Here is a 14433-nt window from a genome sequence, read left to right as displayed (position 1 = left end):
CGCACTGGATCTATCGCTCGCGGTCCGCGCGCGTTCGGCAACTACTCCGGCGCGTCGGTGAGATAGCCGCCGCGACGGAAGAATTCGGCGCCGTCGTGTTCGGTGCCGTCGGCGGTGCGCACCCGGGTGATCACCAGCGCGTGGTTACCGCCGCGATAGGCGTCCGGCCCGCACACCACCGCGCCGCCGTCCTCCTGCACGATGACGCGGCCGGGCGTGCCGCCGTAGCGGGCCGAGGAGACCCGGGAGGCCAGGATCTCCACCTTCTCGCCCCGGTAGTGGCTGAACGCGCGCGGATACGGCGCCGACAGCGCGCGCACGAAACGCTCCAGATCCACGGCGGGCCAGTTCCAGTCGATGCGGCTGTCGCGCTCGGAGCGCTTGTGGAAATAGGTGCGCTCGGCCTTGTTCTGTGGCTTCCATTCGGCGGTGCCGTTGGCCAGCGCGTCGAGGGCCTCCTTCACCGCGCCGGGAATCAGCTCCATGCCGGCCAGCACCAGCTCGGTGCCGGTGGCGTCGGGGCCGATCGGCAGCGAGTGCTGGACCAGGATGTCGCCGGTGTCGAGCTGCTCGTCCATCCGGTGCACCGTCAGGCCGAATTCGCTCTCACCGCTGATCAGCGCCCACAGCACCGGCGAGAAACCGGTGAACTTGGGCAGCAGCGAATCGTGCAGGTTCAGCGTGCCGTAGGTGGGCATCTCGTAGAGCTCGGCGGGCATCCAGGTGTACCAGCTGTTCACCACGATGACGTCCGGTTCGGCCCGCTTGACCAGATCGATGGTCTCGGCGTCGGCGCGCTCGGTCAGGTGCACCGGGATGCCGTGCTCACGCGCCAGCTCCTCCACCGAATCCGACCAGATGCCCTTGTAGGAATCCTCGCTGGCCGGATGGGTGACCGCGAGCACCACCTCATGCTCGGAATCGATCAGAGCCTGCAGGGTCTTGCGGCCCCAGGTCTGGAAGCCGAACGACACGATGCGCATAAACAGAAACCTTCATCCTCGATGCCAAGTAAGGCAAGCCTAGCCTACTGGGATAGACGGCCTGCTCAGGGGCGAGCCGAATGGGCCGATTCGGCGTTCGCCGGGACCGCGCTGGTGGCCGCCGTGGCCAGCACCCGATCCGAAAGCTGGCCCAGGCAGCTGAGATTCGGGAAGCCGGGACCCTGCGCCAGTCCGGCCAAATTCGGCAGGTAGAGCTTGGCATCGAGCCCGTCCACCGCCAGATCGTGCCCGATCGCGGCCTCCAACCGGGCCTGGGTGATCGGACCGCCGATGGCGAGCTCGACCAGATCGGCGGCGTCGGCGTCGAACATGTCCAGGAACCACAGCGCCTGCCCGCCGGTGGCATCGACCACCAGATCGAAGCTGTGCTGCTGATCCGGGCGCATCTCGTTGCGCAGGGTGAGCGCCACGCCGTCGCCCTGCTCGGCGACCCGGACCACCCGGCCCTGGAGGTGATGCACTCGATTGTCGGCCAGCAGCGATTCCTGCACCCGCACCGAGAACACGCCGCGGTCGCAGCGCCGCATCACATCCCTGCGCTCCTCGATACTCAGCGCGCGCCACTTCGCGGGGTCGCTGAACAGGGAGTTCTCGAAATAGCTTTCGCCGCGGGTGTAGATGGTGGCGCCGGGGGAAATGACCGAGACGGTCAGCACGTCGTGGCGGACCAGCTCGTCCATGGCCGAACCCGCGGTCTCGCCGCCGCCGATGACGGCCGCGCGTGAGGACACCGGCAGCTTGCGTTTGCCCGCCAGATCCCAGAACTCGGCGATGCTGAGCACCTTCGGATGGTCGGCGAGCGCGCGGGCGCTATTGCCGGGGCCGGTGATCATCAGGCGGTCGGCGTCGATCTCACTGGTCACCCCGTCCGAATCGGCGACGGTGACCAGCCAACCGTCGGCCGCGGCCGAGATCTTGCGGACGCTGCCGGTGACCAGGTCGAGATCGATCTTGCGGGCCACCCACTGCAGGTATTTCGCCCAGACATTGTGCTGCGGGCTCGGGCGGCCACGGTCGACCCACTCGGCGTAGGTACCGCGCTCGACCAGGAACGCGGTCCAGCTGAACGCCATCATGGCCTCGTTGATCGCCTGGTTGTGCCCACGCGCCCAGGTGGAGTGGTACGGGAAGCCGATGTCCTTCTCCGGGCTGGTGCCCAGCCGGTGCTGACCATCGGTCCACCCGCCGGTCGCCAGCCAATTGCCGCCCACCGCATGCGGTTCCACCACGGTCACCTGTGGCGCGGGCAAACCGAGCGAGCGCAGCACATGCGCTTTGGCCGCGACGGCCATCGCCTTCGGTCCGGCACCGACAACGAGAAGTCTGTCCACTGGTTCTCCACTCTCTCCACATGGCAGCACTGTGATTCCAGCCACCGTTCAGCTACCGATACCGGCGACCAGCTGCGGCGACGTGGGCGCGGAACGCGTAGCCACCTCCACAGGATGACCTAGGGCTCCCGTGTTTGCATAGGCTTACCTTATATTGCTTGGCAGTGCCAGTCCCCCGACCCCGGCACGCAGCCGAAAAGATTGGAACGCACATGTTCAACCGCAAGACCCGTGCCGCCGCCGCGGCGCTCGCCCTCACCGCCGCCGCCTTCGGCTCCGTGGCAACCATCGCCCCGGCCACCGCGGCTCCCTCGGTCGTCCGGACAAACGCCCCCGGCGTCGGCGAGCTCCAGTCCAAGCTGCAACTGGTGTTGAACACCGGCGCCCCGCGCGGCGATCGCGCCGCCGAGCTGGAGGCGGGCGAGGCAGGCCTGCCCGTCGTCGACGAGCTGTCCAACCGCATGGCGGCCATCCCGAGCTTCCGCTACAGCGTCGTCGGCCCGGTCAACACCCAGGGCGACCTGACCAGCGCCCAGCTCAAGCTGGCCCTCGACGGCTACGAGGATTTCCCCACCGTCGAGGTCGCCTGGCGTCAGATCGACGGCACCTGGAAGCTGACCAACGACTCGCTGTGCAGCCTGGCCTACTACGGCTCGGTGTCCTGCGCTCTCTGAGCTCGGTCGCACCCGGCGAGTTCACCCGGCGGCGGCTCCATCCTCGAGCAATCGAGGGCGGGCCGCCGTCTCGCATTTTTCGCCTACTCGGTGACGACTTTCCGGTCAACTTAGGCTAACCTCAGCACATGGGCAAAGGCACCAACGGCGTACTCATGAAGATCTGGCGGGCCGACGACTACCGTCTGCGCGTCACCTCCACCGAAACCGTCACCGATAAATACGTGCGGATCGGATTCGCCGCCAACGGCCTGCTCGCCGACCACCCGGTGCACCCCACCCAGTGGATCCGGCTCTGGATTCCCGACGCGACCACCGACAAACTGCACCATCGCGGCTACACCCTGATCGACCAGGACCCGGCGGGCGACCATTTCTACATCGAATTCGCGCTGCACGGCGGGCCCGCGAGCCAGTGGGCCGAGCGCGCGGCCGTCGGCGACGAGATCGAGTCCACCGTCCTCGGCTCGGATTTCGAACTCCCCGACGTCACGCCGAGCGAATACCTGATCTTCGGTGATACGGCCTCGCTGCCCGCGATCAACACCCTGCTCGAATCCATCGGCGACACCCCGGCCCGGGTGTGGCTGGAATGGCAGTTCGAATCCGATGTCACGCTGCCCGTGCGCAATAAGCCACACCACCAGGTCACCTGGTTGCAACGCATCGACGACGGCCGCCTGATGCGCGAGGCCGCCCACGAACTCACCTGCCCCGGCGACGCCTACGCCTGGGTGGCCTGCGACGGCCACACCACCCGCTCGATCGTGAAGACGTTCAAGACCACCCACCAGCTGCCCAAGACGCAGCTGAAGTACCGGGCGTACTGGAAGTAGCCACGGCAGGGCTCGCGCCCGCCCGGTCATCCTCGAGGAGGAGAAGCTCGCGACCTGCGGCTGACGCGCACCGTCACCGCGCTGAGGCACGATGGCAGGCGGATTCGACGCCGGCTGTCCGGCCGGGAGCGTCGACGGGGCGGAAAGCGAGCAAGGTGTGTCCAGCATCGACATGGCGGTTTCGGCGGCGGCCGTGCTCTTCACGGTGCTGGCGGTGGTGGCCACCGCATGGGCACGCACTATCGCGCCGTTCGTCTGGCCGCCGCTGTTCCTCGGCGGCTGCGCCCAGCTGCTCCTCGAAGGTTTCTACTGGCAGTTCGCGCCGGTCTATCTGCTGATCCCGCTGTCGCTGCTGCTGATATTCCCGGCGAATCAGGTAGCGGGCGCGCGTCGGGTTGTGCTGATCGCCGGCCGCGTCGGTGCGGCGGTGCTGGCCGTGGCCGCCGTCATCGCCACCGCGCTGCCGCCGGTGCCTACCCTGCCGGAGCCGAGCGGGCCGCACCCCGTGGGCAGCATGATTTTTCGCTGGGTCGACGCGGAACGCCCGGAAACCGCGACGCCGGCCGTCGACGATCGCCGGAATGTGATCGTGCAGGCGTGGTATCCAGCGGCCACGACCGGAGGCCGGCAGTACCTGTATCTCGACGGCTACGACCGCCTACCGGAGCGGGTGTCGCTGATACCGGCGCCGATCATGCGCGGCTATCACCTCATCGATTCCCACGCCTACGCCGATGTCCCGATCAATGCGGAGCGGGACCGGTGGCCGGTGGTGGTGTTCTCGCCCGGATACGGTGCGCCGCGGGCCTTCTACACCTCGCTGGTGGTCGATCTGGCCAGCCGCGGCTTCGTCGTCCTGGCCGTCGACCATCCCTACGAGTCGGCGGTCACCGAACTGGCCGACGGCACCATCGCCACCACCGAGCCGGACGTTCCGGCCGACGAACCCGAGTCGACCCGGTACATGAGCGACCAGCTCGAACTCCGCACCGCCGACCTGCGATTCGTCATCGATCAACTCACCCGCCCCGACGCCATCGACCCCGCGTTCGCCGCTCACCTCGACACCGGACACATTGCCGCGATCGGCCATTCGTTCGGAGGCGCCGCCGCGGCCGCCGCGCTGGCGTACGATCCGCGCATCCGGGCCGCCGCCAACATCGACGGCACGCTGTACGGCGACCTGCCCACCCGCTCCCTGACCGGGCCGTTCCTGCTGGTCGAGAGCGATCGCGCGGAAACCGGCCATTCCCAGCGCTATATCGACGGCAACGCCACGCTGCTGACCAACCTCCGCGCCCCCGGCTACCGTTTCGAACTCGCCGACGCCAACCACTACAGCTTCACCGACGTCCCCCTGTTCCTCTCCGGCCCGGCTCATTTCGTGGCCGCGCGATTCATCGGCGGTTCCCGTGGACCGGGTCCCACTCAGCGCGCCACCAACGACATCCTCGCCGCATTCCTGAGCGAACCGCTCGGCGGTGCCCCGGCCGACGTCACCGCGGCGGCCCGCGGACACCAGGGCATCGAGGGCGGGCCGGTGGCCGGCTAGTTCTCGGCCGGAGCCGATAAGGCACCGCTGGTGCGACGGTAGGCCGCGTCGATCGCGGATAGTTCGTCGGCGGTGAGCACCTGCTCGATTCGCGCGAAGCCGTTCGGCGCCCGTTCGGTGACCAGGGCGATGATTCGGTCCATCGGGATATCCCGGTTCGCCAGCACAATGGCATTGGCGTGCTCACGCCTGGCCCGCTGATACCGTGCCGGACCCGCCACCGGATCGGCGCTCTCGGCGAGTGCGGCCGCCAGTGCGCGCGCACCGACGATCGCCTGCGAACCGCCATTGGATCCGACCGGATACATGGGGTGGGCGGCATCGCCGACGAGGGTGACGCGCCCGCTACCCCAGTGCGGCAACGGATCCCGATCCACCATGGGGTATTCGAGGATCTCCCCGCTCGCCGCGATCAATTCGGCGATATCCACGCCGGCGATCCGCCAGCCCGCGTAGTGCGGCAGCACATCGTCGATCCGGCCGATCCGATTCCAGTCCGGATCCGCCACCGCGCCCTCGTGCACGCGCACTTCCGCGACCCAGTTGACCAGCGATCGCCCTCGCTGCTGCGCCGCCCGCGAGATCGGATAGGCCACGAAGCGGGCCGCGGTACTGGAACCGGCCAGGATCATCGTCCGGCCGTCCAGGAACGGCGCGCGTTCGGCGGTGCCGCGCCACATCTGGATGCCGTTCCAGCGCGGGCCGCCCTCCTCCGGGTGCAGGTGCGCGCGGACGACGGAGTGCAGGCCGTCGGCGCCGATCAGCACATCGGCGTTCCAGTCGATCAGCGAATCGGTGGCGCGGTCGCGGATGCGGCAGTGCACCTGCTCGGCGCGCTCGACGATCGTCGTCAGCCGCAGCCCTTCGCGTACCGCGCCCGCGCCGAGCCGGTCTCGTACCGCGCGCAGCAGGATCGTGTGCAGTTCGCCTCGATGGATCGAGTACTGCGGCCACTCGTGTCCGGCGGCGAGACCGCGCGATTCCCGCCAGATCTCGTTGCCGAACCTGTCGTAGTGCACCGCCGCGGCGGTGGGGATGGCGGTGGCGGCGAGAGCGTCGGCGAGGCCGAGTTCGGCCAGCTCGGCCACCGCGTGCGGCAGCAGATTGATCCCGACACCCAAAGGCCGCAACTGCCGCACGCTGTCGATCACCTGCGCCTCGATCCCCCGGGCGTGCAGGCTCAGCGCCGTGGTCAACCCGGCGATACCGGCACCGGCGATCAGCACCTTCATCGCATCGCCCCGCTCGGGACCAGGGCCGGGTTGAACTGCTCGCGGATATGCGCGATCGCCGTCAGCTCGTCGGAAAGGACGTATTCCTTGTAGGCGCACCGCGATGGCGAGGCTTCGGCTGCCTCGTCACCGTGCCAGACGTCCCATCCGGCCGAGACGATGGTGCGGCCCAGAAATCGTCGCGCGGAGACCAGACCCCGGCCGATCGGGATCCTGGCATCGGTGAGGATCGCGGTCAGCTTCGGATCACGGCAGGCAACGGTCACCTCGTTCCGCGATACCGGCCTGGGGTCATCGCCGGCGCGCAGCTCGGATCGCCTCGACACCACCTGCTCCTCGCCGGTGCACGCCAGCAGCTCGCGCAGCCGGACGGGGAGCCCTGCCGCGGTCGAGACCCGCTGATCGATCACGGTGAGCGACAACGTTTCCCCGAGTAGCGCCTCGAGCAGCAACGTGGTGGAACCGTCGGCCTGCAACAGCATCCGGGTCACCGGCGGGAACGTGCCATGCCCGGCGGACCCGATTCCCGCGGAGGCACGCTCCCCCGCCGTCTCCACGAATATCCCCACTCCGTGCAGGGTAGCCGAGAGCCCAACGCCGCGAGACGTTCCCGGACGACGCCCGGGCGTGGCGTCACACGGAAACCGGCTCCAGCCGCCATCCGCTCGCCCGCGAGCGTTCGTTCCAGAAGTCCGCGTACCGACCGCCGAGCGCGAGCAGTTCATCGTGGGTGCCGCGTTCGACGATGCGGCCGCCGTCGACGAACAGGATCTGATCGGCATGGGCGATGGTGGCCAGCCGGTGGGCCACCACGATGACGGTCTTGTCGCGGGTGAGTTCGTGGATGCCGCGCACCACCACCGCCTCGCTGTGCGGGTCCAGGGCGCTGGTGGCCTCGTCCAGCAGCACGATGGGTGCGTCCTTGAGCAGGGCGCGGGCGATCGAAACCCGTTGCCGCTCACCGCCGGACAGGGTGGCGCCACCTTCGCCGACGGAGGTGTCGATACCGTCGGGCAGCCGGTCGGCGATCTCGTCGACGCGGGCGGCGACGGCCGCGCGGCGCACTTCGTCATCGGTGGCGTCGGGCTTGCCGATGCGGATGTTGTCGGCGACCGAGCGGTTGAACAGGTAGACGTTCTGGAACACCAGCGAGAGCTGATCCAACAGCGTTTCCGAGGGCTGTTCGCGCACATCGTGTTCGCCGACGCGCACCCGGCCGGAGTCCACATCGTAGAACCGTGCCGCCAGGCGCAGCAGCGTGGTCTTACCCGCGCCGCTGGGGCCGACGATCGCGGTGGTGGTACCCGCGGGAACCTCGAAACTCACGCCCGAGATCACCGGTTCGCCGGGCCGGTAACCGAACTCGACGTCCTCGAAGACCACCGACGGCGCACCCGGAGTGACCGGCTTGTCGGCTTCCGGCAGTACGGGCTCGGCCAGCAGTTCGGTGGCCCGATCCACCGCCGCGGCCGCCGAGCGCAGCGCATTGCCGAGTTGCGCGGCCTGATTCAGCGGCTCGATGAACCGGGCGCTCACCGCGATCAGGGCGATCGCGGCGGCGGCGGAGATGGCGCCGTCGGTGACCTGGCTGATCACCACATAGGCCAGCACCAGGAACACGGCCTGCACGAACAGGGCGAACAGGATCAGGCCGGGAACCGCGGAGAACACCGCACGGGTGGTGGCCGATTTCTGCTGCCGCAGCGCCGAATCCAGCGCCTTGTTACCGGAACCGACGGCACCGAAGGAGCGCAGCACCGGCTGGGCCTGAGCGAACTCGACCACCCGGGAATCGGCTTCGGCCGCGGCGGCGTGCATCCGCGCATCCGACCTGAGGTAGGCGCGGTTGGCCAGCCGGTTCACGGCGAACAGCACCGGCGCCGCCAGCAGCATCGTCAGCGAGATCCGCCAGTCGATGAACAGCATGCCGAGGCCGACACCGAGGGGCACCACGATGCTGGTGAGCACCTTGGCGGTCAGGTAGGCGACCGCACCCTGGATCTCGCGCACGTTCTCCACCACGATCCGCGACAGCGGCGCCGCGCTGTGGCTTTCGAACCAGCCCAGCGGCAGCGCGTTGAGCTGATCGCCGAGCCGGGTCTGCAAACCACCCTGCATGCCGACCGCGATCCGCAGCCCGACGGTGGCCTGGACGTAGTGCAGGCCGGCCATGGCCGCGACCGCGACCACCATCAGCGCCGCCCAGAACCAGGCGCGGCCGAGATCATCGTCGAAGACCGCCTCCAGCACCGGGACCAGCAGCAGATAGGCCGCCGCCTGGCACAGCGCCTGCGCGGTGATGACCGCGATCAACCGCGGGGTGAGCTGGGCGTACTCGCGGGGCACCAGCCCGAAAACCTTGCCGATCACCGGGACTCCTCCGCATCGATCAGGGCCACCGCGCCCAGCGCCGCCTCGTTGATTTCCCACAGCCGCTGATAGGTGCCGCCTGCCTCACGCAGGCTCGCGTGATCACCCTGTTCGACCAGCACACCGTCTTCGAGCACCAGGACCCGATCGACGCCGGTGATGGTGTGCAGCCGGTGCGCGATCACCAGCACCGTGCGCCCGGCGACCAGTACCGCGAGTGCGTCCTGCACCGCGGCTTCGGATTCCGGGTCGGCGAAGGCGGTGGCCTCGTCGAGCACCAGCACCGGGGTGTCGGCCAGCAGCGCTCGCGCGATGGACAGTCGTTGCGCCTCACCACCGGACAGGGTGGCGTCGACGCCGATCTCGGAGTCGTAGCCGCGCGGTAGCGCCATGATCCGATCGTGGATCTGCGCGGCGCGCGCGGCCTGTTCCACCGCGGCCGCATCGGCGCCGGGGCGGGCCAGCAGCAGGTTGTCTCGGATGGAACCGCGGATCAACCGGACATCCTGGAACACGAATCCGACCGTGCGATACAGCTCCTCGGTGCCGAAATCGCGGATATCGCGGCCGCCGATGGTGATCCGCCCGGCGCCGACGTCATAGAAGCGCGGCAGCAACTTGGCGAAGGTGGATTTACCGGAACCACTCGGGCCAACCAGCGCGGTGATGGTGCCGGGCGCCAGTTCCACGCTGATATCCCGCAGCACCTGATGGTCCTCGCGGTAGCCGAAGCTCACCGATTCGTAACGCACCAGGCCGGGCGCCGCCTGGGCGTCGACCGCACCGCCGGTGCCCGTGTTCAGTTCGGGGGTCTGCTGTAGTTCGTGCAGGCGCAGCGCGGCCGCTCCGGCGGCGCGCAAGGTCTGTCCGCTGTAGCCCAGGCCCATCAGAGCGCTGCCGAGACCGAGGCCGACGAGCAGGAACGGCAGCAGATCCAGCGGCTCCAGCCAGTCGAGGCCGATTCCGGCCAGCCCGGCGAGCACGATCACCAGCATCACGAACACCGGGGCGATGGCGATATCGGAGACGGCTTGCAGCCGGATCATCGGCGTCTTCCACCGGTCCAGGCTGCGCGTCTGGCCGTCGACGGCCTCCTGGAACGCGCCGTGCGCCTTCCCGGCCTGACCGAAGGCGCGCACCACCTGGATGCCGTCGACGAATTCGATGGTGGCTTCCTGTACCCGCCGTTCCCAGCGGTTGTAGATGGCGAGCCGATCACGGCTGTCCTGATCCATCATCCGGCTCAGCGCGATGAAGTAGGCGATCAACGGCAGCAGCAGCACCAGCGTCAGCCGCCAGTCGACGGTGAACAGGTAACCGAGGGTGACCAGCGGAACCACCAGCGCGCCGACGAATTCCAGCCGCGCGTGCGCCACCAGATAGTGCAGCGCCTCCACATCGTCCTGGAGGTATTTCTTCACCTCGGCGGAGCTGCGTTCACCGAACCAACCCAGCGGAACCCTGGTGAGTTTCTCGGCCAGCAGCCTGCGCACGGTGAGCTGGTATCCGGCGTCGGTCAGATGCGACCACGTCATCGCGACGGCCTGCAAGCCGGCCTGGACCGCGAGCACGATCACCGCGGTCGCCAGCAGCCGCCAGACCCGGTCGGTGTCGATCGGATCGCGCAGCAGTTCGCGGCAGACCTCGACGATGAGGATGAACGGCACGACCACGCAGACCGAGGCGATCGCGACGAGGAAGCTCGCGATGGTGAGCGTCCCGCGCACCGGCGCCAGAATCTCCCGGCGCGCCTTCGTCTCGGCTTGTTTGCGCTGCTTCTGCACCGCGCGGGGCGGCCGGTTCCCCGTCTCCGCCGCGGGCAGCGGCGCGACCTCCACCGTCATGAGTCCTCGCTTTTGTCGTGGTGTTCGCCGACGATCGCCCCATCTTCACACACCGCCCGAACGAGAGGAAAGGTAAGGCTAAGTTATGCACAGGCGCGCTCGGCGTTTCTCCGGTTGTCCACAGATGCGGTTTTCCGCCTGCGGAGCGGCCCCGGCGGTGGTAGGGAATGGTGTCGGCGGTCACCGCGTTGTCGCTCGACAAATCGCCCGCAACGCCGGAGGAGATCACCATGGCCACTGCTGACCCCGCGCAACTCATCGACCCCACAACGGAATTCGGCAAGAAGGTGACCGAGCGCCTGGCCGGCGAACAGGTGGTCTGGCTGACGACGGTCGGCCCGAGCGGCACCCCGCAGCCGAACCCGGTGTGGTTCCTGTGGCGCGACGGCGAATTCCTGCTCTTCAGCCAGCCCGACCGGCCGAAGCTGCGCAATATCGCGCGCAACCCACGGGTCTCGCTCAACCTCAACAGCACCGAAACCGGCGGTGACGTGGCGGTCTTCACCGGGACCGCGCGCATCGCCGACGCCACACCCGGCCCCGAAGAGATCGAGGCCTACGTAACGAAATACACCGAGGGTCTGGCGAGCATCTCGATGACGCGCGAGCAGTTCTTCGAGGAGTATTCGGTACCGGTCCGCATCACCCCCGACCGGCTCCGCGGCTTCTGACCAGGCTCGTCCACTACTGTCGGTACCGATGAGAAGAAGGCAGCAGCCGCCGCTGCCGAAGCGGTACGGCTTGGATCCGGCTCGGCTGCGGCTGCCGGAGGACGGCGAGTGGGCGACGATCCGCGACCATCTGGTACATCGTCTGCCGAGGGTGCCCGCTGCCCGCATCGATGAGCTGCTGCGCGAGGGCGGCATCGTCGACCTGGACGGCCCGATCGCCCCCGACGCGCCGTACGTGCCCGGCGGTGCGGTGTGGTTCCACCGGGACCTGCCCGCCGAAACCGAGGTCCCCTTCGACATCCCCATCGTGCACCGCGACGAGCACGTGCTCGTGGTGGACAAGCCGCACTTCCTCGCCACCATTCCGCGTGGTCAGCACATCCTGCAGACCGCGCTGGTCCGGTTGCGTCGCGAGCTGGATCTACCCGACCTGATCCCGGCCCACCGGCTGGACCGGGCGACGGCGGGGCTGGTGCTGTTCGTGATCGATCCCGCCCGGCGCGGCGCCTATCAGACGATGTTCCACAAGCGCACCGTCCGCAAGGAGTACGAGGCCATCGCGCCCTACGATCCGGCCCTCGAGCTGCCGCGCATCGTGCGCAGCCGGATCATCAAGGAAAAGCAGGTGCTCGCCGCGCAGGAGGTACCGGGCGAACCCAATGCCGAGACCAGGGTCGAATTGCTGGAACACCGGGACGGACTCGGCCGCTACCGGCTGTATCCACACACCGGCCGCACCCACCAGCTGCGGCTGCACCTGAACTCGCTCGGCATCCCGATCCTCGGCGACGATTTCTATCCGGTGATCACCGACAAACCGGTGCACGATTTCACTCGCCCACTGCAATTGCTGGCCTCGGCCATCGAGTTCACCGATCCGATCAGCGGCGCACCGCGGCGTTTCGAGACCCGTCGCACCCTGCAGGCATGGACCGATCCCGAGGGGTGGGCCGCGACAGACGACAGTTCACGCCCATAGTGCGACATATGTCTCACCCCGACCTGGTCCGATCAGCGCAGATGCGCCACCGGAAGCGATAAATCCGCACCTCACCGGCCTGCTCACGGCGTCGGAGCGTCATGTGCCGGCCGTATCACCGCCCAAGGGAACGCTCAGGATCGCTCCGTACACTATCGGCGATGCTCACCACCGACCTCGATTCCGCGGCACCGGTCCGCCGCCACAAGATCCACGCCTACCTCGACGTGGCCGTCGTGGTCGCAGTGCTCGCCGGTACCAACCTGATCGCGCATTTCACCACGGCCTGGGCCAATATCGTCACTGTTCCGGTGGCGGCCGTCGTGCTGCTCACCATGATGCGCAGGCGTGGCCTCGGCTGGTCCGAGCTCGGCCTGTCGCGACGGCACTGGAAGACCGGCGCGCTCTACGCGCTGGCCGCCGTCGGCGTGGTGCTGACGGTGGTCGCCATCGGTGCGGCGCTGCCCATCACCCGGCCGTTCTTCATGGCCGACCGCTACGCCACCATCTCCGGCGCGCTCATCGCGTCGATGATCATCATCCCGCTACAGACGGTGATCCCCGAGGAGCTGGCCTTCCGGGGCGTTCTGCACGGCACGCTCGGGCGCGTCTACGGTGCCCGCGGGGTGTTCGCGGGCGGCTCGCTGCTGTTCGGCCTGTGGCATATCGCCTCCTCACTCGGCCTCACCTCGGGTAACCGCGGCTTGTCCGAGATCGTCGGCGGCGGGGCGGCCGGCCAGATCGCGGGCATCGCGCTGGCGGTGGCGGCCACCGCGGTGGCCGGTGTGGTGTTCACCTGGTTGCGCCACCGCAGCGGCAGCCTGCTCGCGCCCATCGCGCTGCACTGGTCGGTCAACGGCGCGGGCGCGCTCGCCGCGGCGATCGTCTGGCAGACCACCATCGCCTAGCCGAGTCCAACGCCTCAGCGCAGCGCCGGAATCACCTCGCGCTCGAACAGCTCGATCCCGGACAGGTCGTAGGCGGCCTCGGGGAAATAGCAGATCGCGTATTCCATGCCGAGATCACGCAGTTCGGACAGGTTGGCGATCACCTGCTCGACGGTGCCGACTCCCGGCATGCCGACGAAAGGGCTCAGCGAGGCCTGCACCTGCTCGGGCGTGGCGAACCGGGCCAGGTGGTCGCGGAGCTTGTCCAGCCGCTGCTGCACCTCGGCTTCGGTACGGCCGATGGCGATGTTGAAGTCGGCGGTGCGGGTGATGGCCTCGAAATCGGTTCCCGCTTCCGCGCAGTGCTTGCGCAGCACCTCGGATTTGTGCGCGAAACCTGCCGGCGTCCCGTCGAAATTGGTGTAATCCGCATACCGCGCGGCGATCGCGAGGGTGACCTTCTCGCCGCCACCCGCGATCCAGATCGGGATGCCGCCCTCCTGGAGCGGGCGCGGGGCGACGATGGCGTCGTCGACTCGGTAGTACTTGCCGTCCAGCGTGGCCCGTCCCTTGGTCCATGCCTGCCGGAAGATCTGCACGCCCTCGCGCAACCGGCCCAGCCGCTCCCCCGCCGACGGGAACCCGTACCCGTAGGCGCGCCATTCGTGCTCGTACCAGCCGCCGCCGATGCCCATCTCGATCCGGCCACCGGAGATCACGTCCGCGGTCGCGGCCACCTTGGCCAGGTAGGCCGGATTGCGGTAGCTCATCGCGGTGCACATCTGCCCGAGCCGGATCCGGTCGGTCACCGCGCCGAGCGCCGAGACCAGCGACCACGCCTCGTGGGTGGCCTCGTCGGTGGGCACCGGCACGGTATGGAAATGGTCGTACACCCACAGCGATTCCCATTCCGTGCCCGCGTCGGCCCGCTGGGCGAACTCGCGGATGAGCGGCCACTGGCGTTGCGGTTCGATCCCGACCAGATCCAGCCGCCACCCCTGCGGAACGAACATTCCGAATCGCATGATCACACCCGTCCGTGTCGTGGGAACG

At 68.5% G+C, this 14433-nt stretch carries 13 protein-coding genes; 6 read left to right on the top strand and 7 right to left on the bottom strand.

Translation table 11 applies throughout. From position 1 onward, the window contains the following. Window positions 1–41: 41 nt before the first annotated feature. Both AC4HOU_RS14675 and AC4HOU_RS14670 read right to left on the bottom strand, forming a co-directional pair. On the bottom strand, window positions 42–983 hold the full coding sequence (locus AC4HOU_RS14675; RefSeq protein ID WP_194989412.1) for a methionyl-tRNA formyltransferase: 942 nt from the start codon (window positions 981–983) through the stop codon (window positions 42–44). Window positions 984–1048: 65 nt separating this feature from the next. Then, entirely contained in the window at window positions 1049–2335 is a 1287-nt protein-coding gene (locus tag AC4HOU_RS14670; RefSeq protein ID WP_163814409.1) for a SidA/IucD/PvdA family monooxygenase, read from the bottom strand. A 212-nt stretch (window positions 2336–2547) separates the two neighbouring features. Between AC4HOU_RS14670 and AC4HOU_RS14665 the strand changes: the two genes are divergently transcribed. From AC4HOU_RS14665 to AC4HOU_RS14655, 3 genes are all read left to right on the top strand, one after another. Beyond that, window positions 2548–3009: an MTB12 C-terminal domain-containing protein gene (locus AC4HOU_RS14665; RefSeq protein ID WP_194989413.1), complete on the top strand. Its 462-nt coding sequence runs from the start codon at window positions 2548–2550 to the stop codon at window positions 3007–3009. Window positions 3010–3137: 128 nt separating this feature from the next. Continuing rightward, window positions 3138–3845 (top strand): siderophore-interacting protein, encoded by a 708-nt coding sequence (locus AC4HOU_RS14660; RefSeq protein WP_194989414.1) that lies wholly within the window; start codon window positions 3138–3140, stop codon window positions 3843–3845. A 157-nt stretch (window positions 3846–4002) separates the two neighbouring features. Beyond that, complete coding sequence (locus tag AC4HOU_RS14655) at window positions 4003–5397, top strand: alpha/beta hydrolase family protein (RefSeq protein ID WP_194989415.1); 1395 nt, start codon at window positions 4003–4005, stop codon at window positions 5395–5397. On the opposite strand, the gene AC4HOU_RS14650 is transcribed toward AC4HOU_RS14655, so the two are convergent. From AC4HOU_RS14650 to AC4HOU_RS14635, 4 genes are all read right to left on the bottom strand, one after another. Next, complete coding sequence (locus AC4HOU_RS14650; protein WP_194989416.1) at window positions 5394–6629, bottom strand: flavin-dependent oxidoreductase; 1236 nt, start codon at window positions 6627–6629, stop codon at window positions 5394–5396. The genes AC4HOU_RS14655 and AC4HOU_RS14650 overlap by 4 nt on opposite strands. Beyond that, window positions 6626–7198: a hypothetical protein gene (locus tag AC4HOU_RS14645; protein ID WP_194989417.1), complete on the bottom strand. Its 573-nt coding sequence runs from the start codon at window positions 7196–7198 to the stop codon at window positions 6626–6628. Before AC4HOU_RS14645 ends, AC4HOU_RS14650 begins: the two co-directional genes overlap by 4 nt. Window positions 7199–7262: 64 nt before the next feature. After that, window positions 7263–8999 (bottom strand): ABC transporter ATP-binding protein, encoded by a 1737-nt coding sequence (locus tag AC4HOU_RS14640; RefSeq protein WP_195020619.1) that lies wholly within the window; start codon window positions 8997–8999, stop codon window positions 7263–7265. Then, the gene (locus AC4HOU_RS14635; protein ID WP_194989419.1) at window positions 8996–10843 is read right to left on the bottom strand and encodes an ABC transporter ATP-binding protein; all 1848 of its coding nucleotides are present in this window, start codon (window positions 10841–10843) and stop codon (window positions 8996–8998) included. Before AC4HOU_RS14635 ends, AC4HOU_RS14640 begins: the two co-directional genes overlap by 4 nt. A 230-nt stretch (window positions 10844–11073) precedes the next feature. Between AC4HOU_RS14635 and AC4HOU_RS14630 the strand changes: the two genes are divergently transcribed. The 3 genes from AC4HOU_RS14630 (at window position 11074) to AC4HOU_RS14620 (ending at window position 13401) form a co-directional block, all read left to right on the top strand. Then, window positions 11074–11514, top strand: coding sequence for a TIGR03667 family PPOX class F420-dependent oxidoreductase (locus tag AC4HOU_RS14630; protein ID WP_163814417.1), 441 nt, complete (start codon window positions 11074–11076; stop codon window positions 11512–11514). A gap of 28 nt (window positions 11515–11542) precedes the next feature. Beyond that, a complete protein-coding gene (locus tag AC4HOU_RS14625; protein ID WP_194989420.1) occupies window positions 11543–12493 on the top strand; it encodes an RluA family pseudouridine synthase in 951 nt (316 codons plus the stop codon). Window positions 12494–12654: 161 nt separating this feature from the next. Then, window positions 12655–13401, top strand: coding sequence for a CPBP family intramembrane glutamic endopeptidase (locus tag AC4HOU_RS14620; protein WP_194989421.1), 747 nt, complete (start codon window positions 12655–12657; stop codon window positions 13399–13401). A 14-nt stretch (window positions 13402–13415) separates the two neighbouring features. On the opposite strand, the gene AC4HOU_RS14615 is transcribed toward AC4HOU_RS14620, so the two are convergent. Next, window positions 13416–14405, bottom strand: a complete 990-nt coding sequence (locus AC4HOU_RS14615; protein ID WP_194989422.1) for an LLM class F420-dependent oxidoreductase — start codon at window positions 14403–14405, stop codon at window positions 13416–13418. Between the last annotated feature and the right edge of the window lie 28 nt (window positions 14406–14433).

This window comes from Nocardia sp. JCM 38205, from assembly GCF_058222935.1.
Note: the sequence above shows the minus strand (reverse complement) of the source record. Positions and strands in the feature narration are given on the sequence as shown.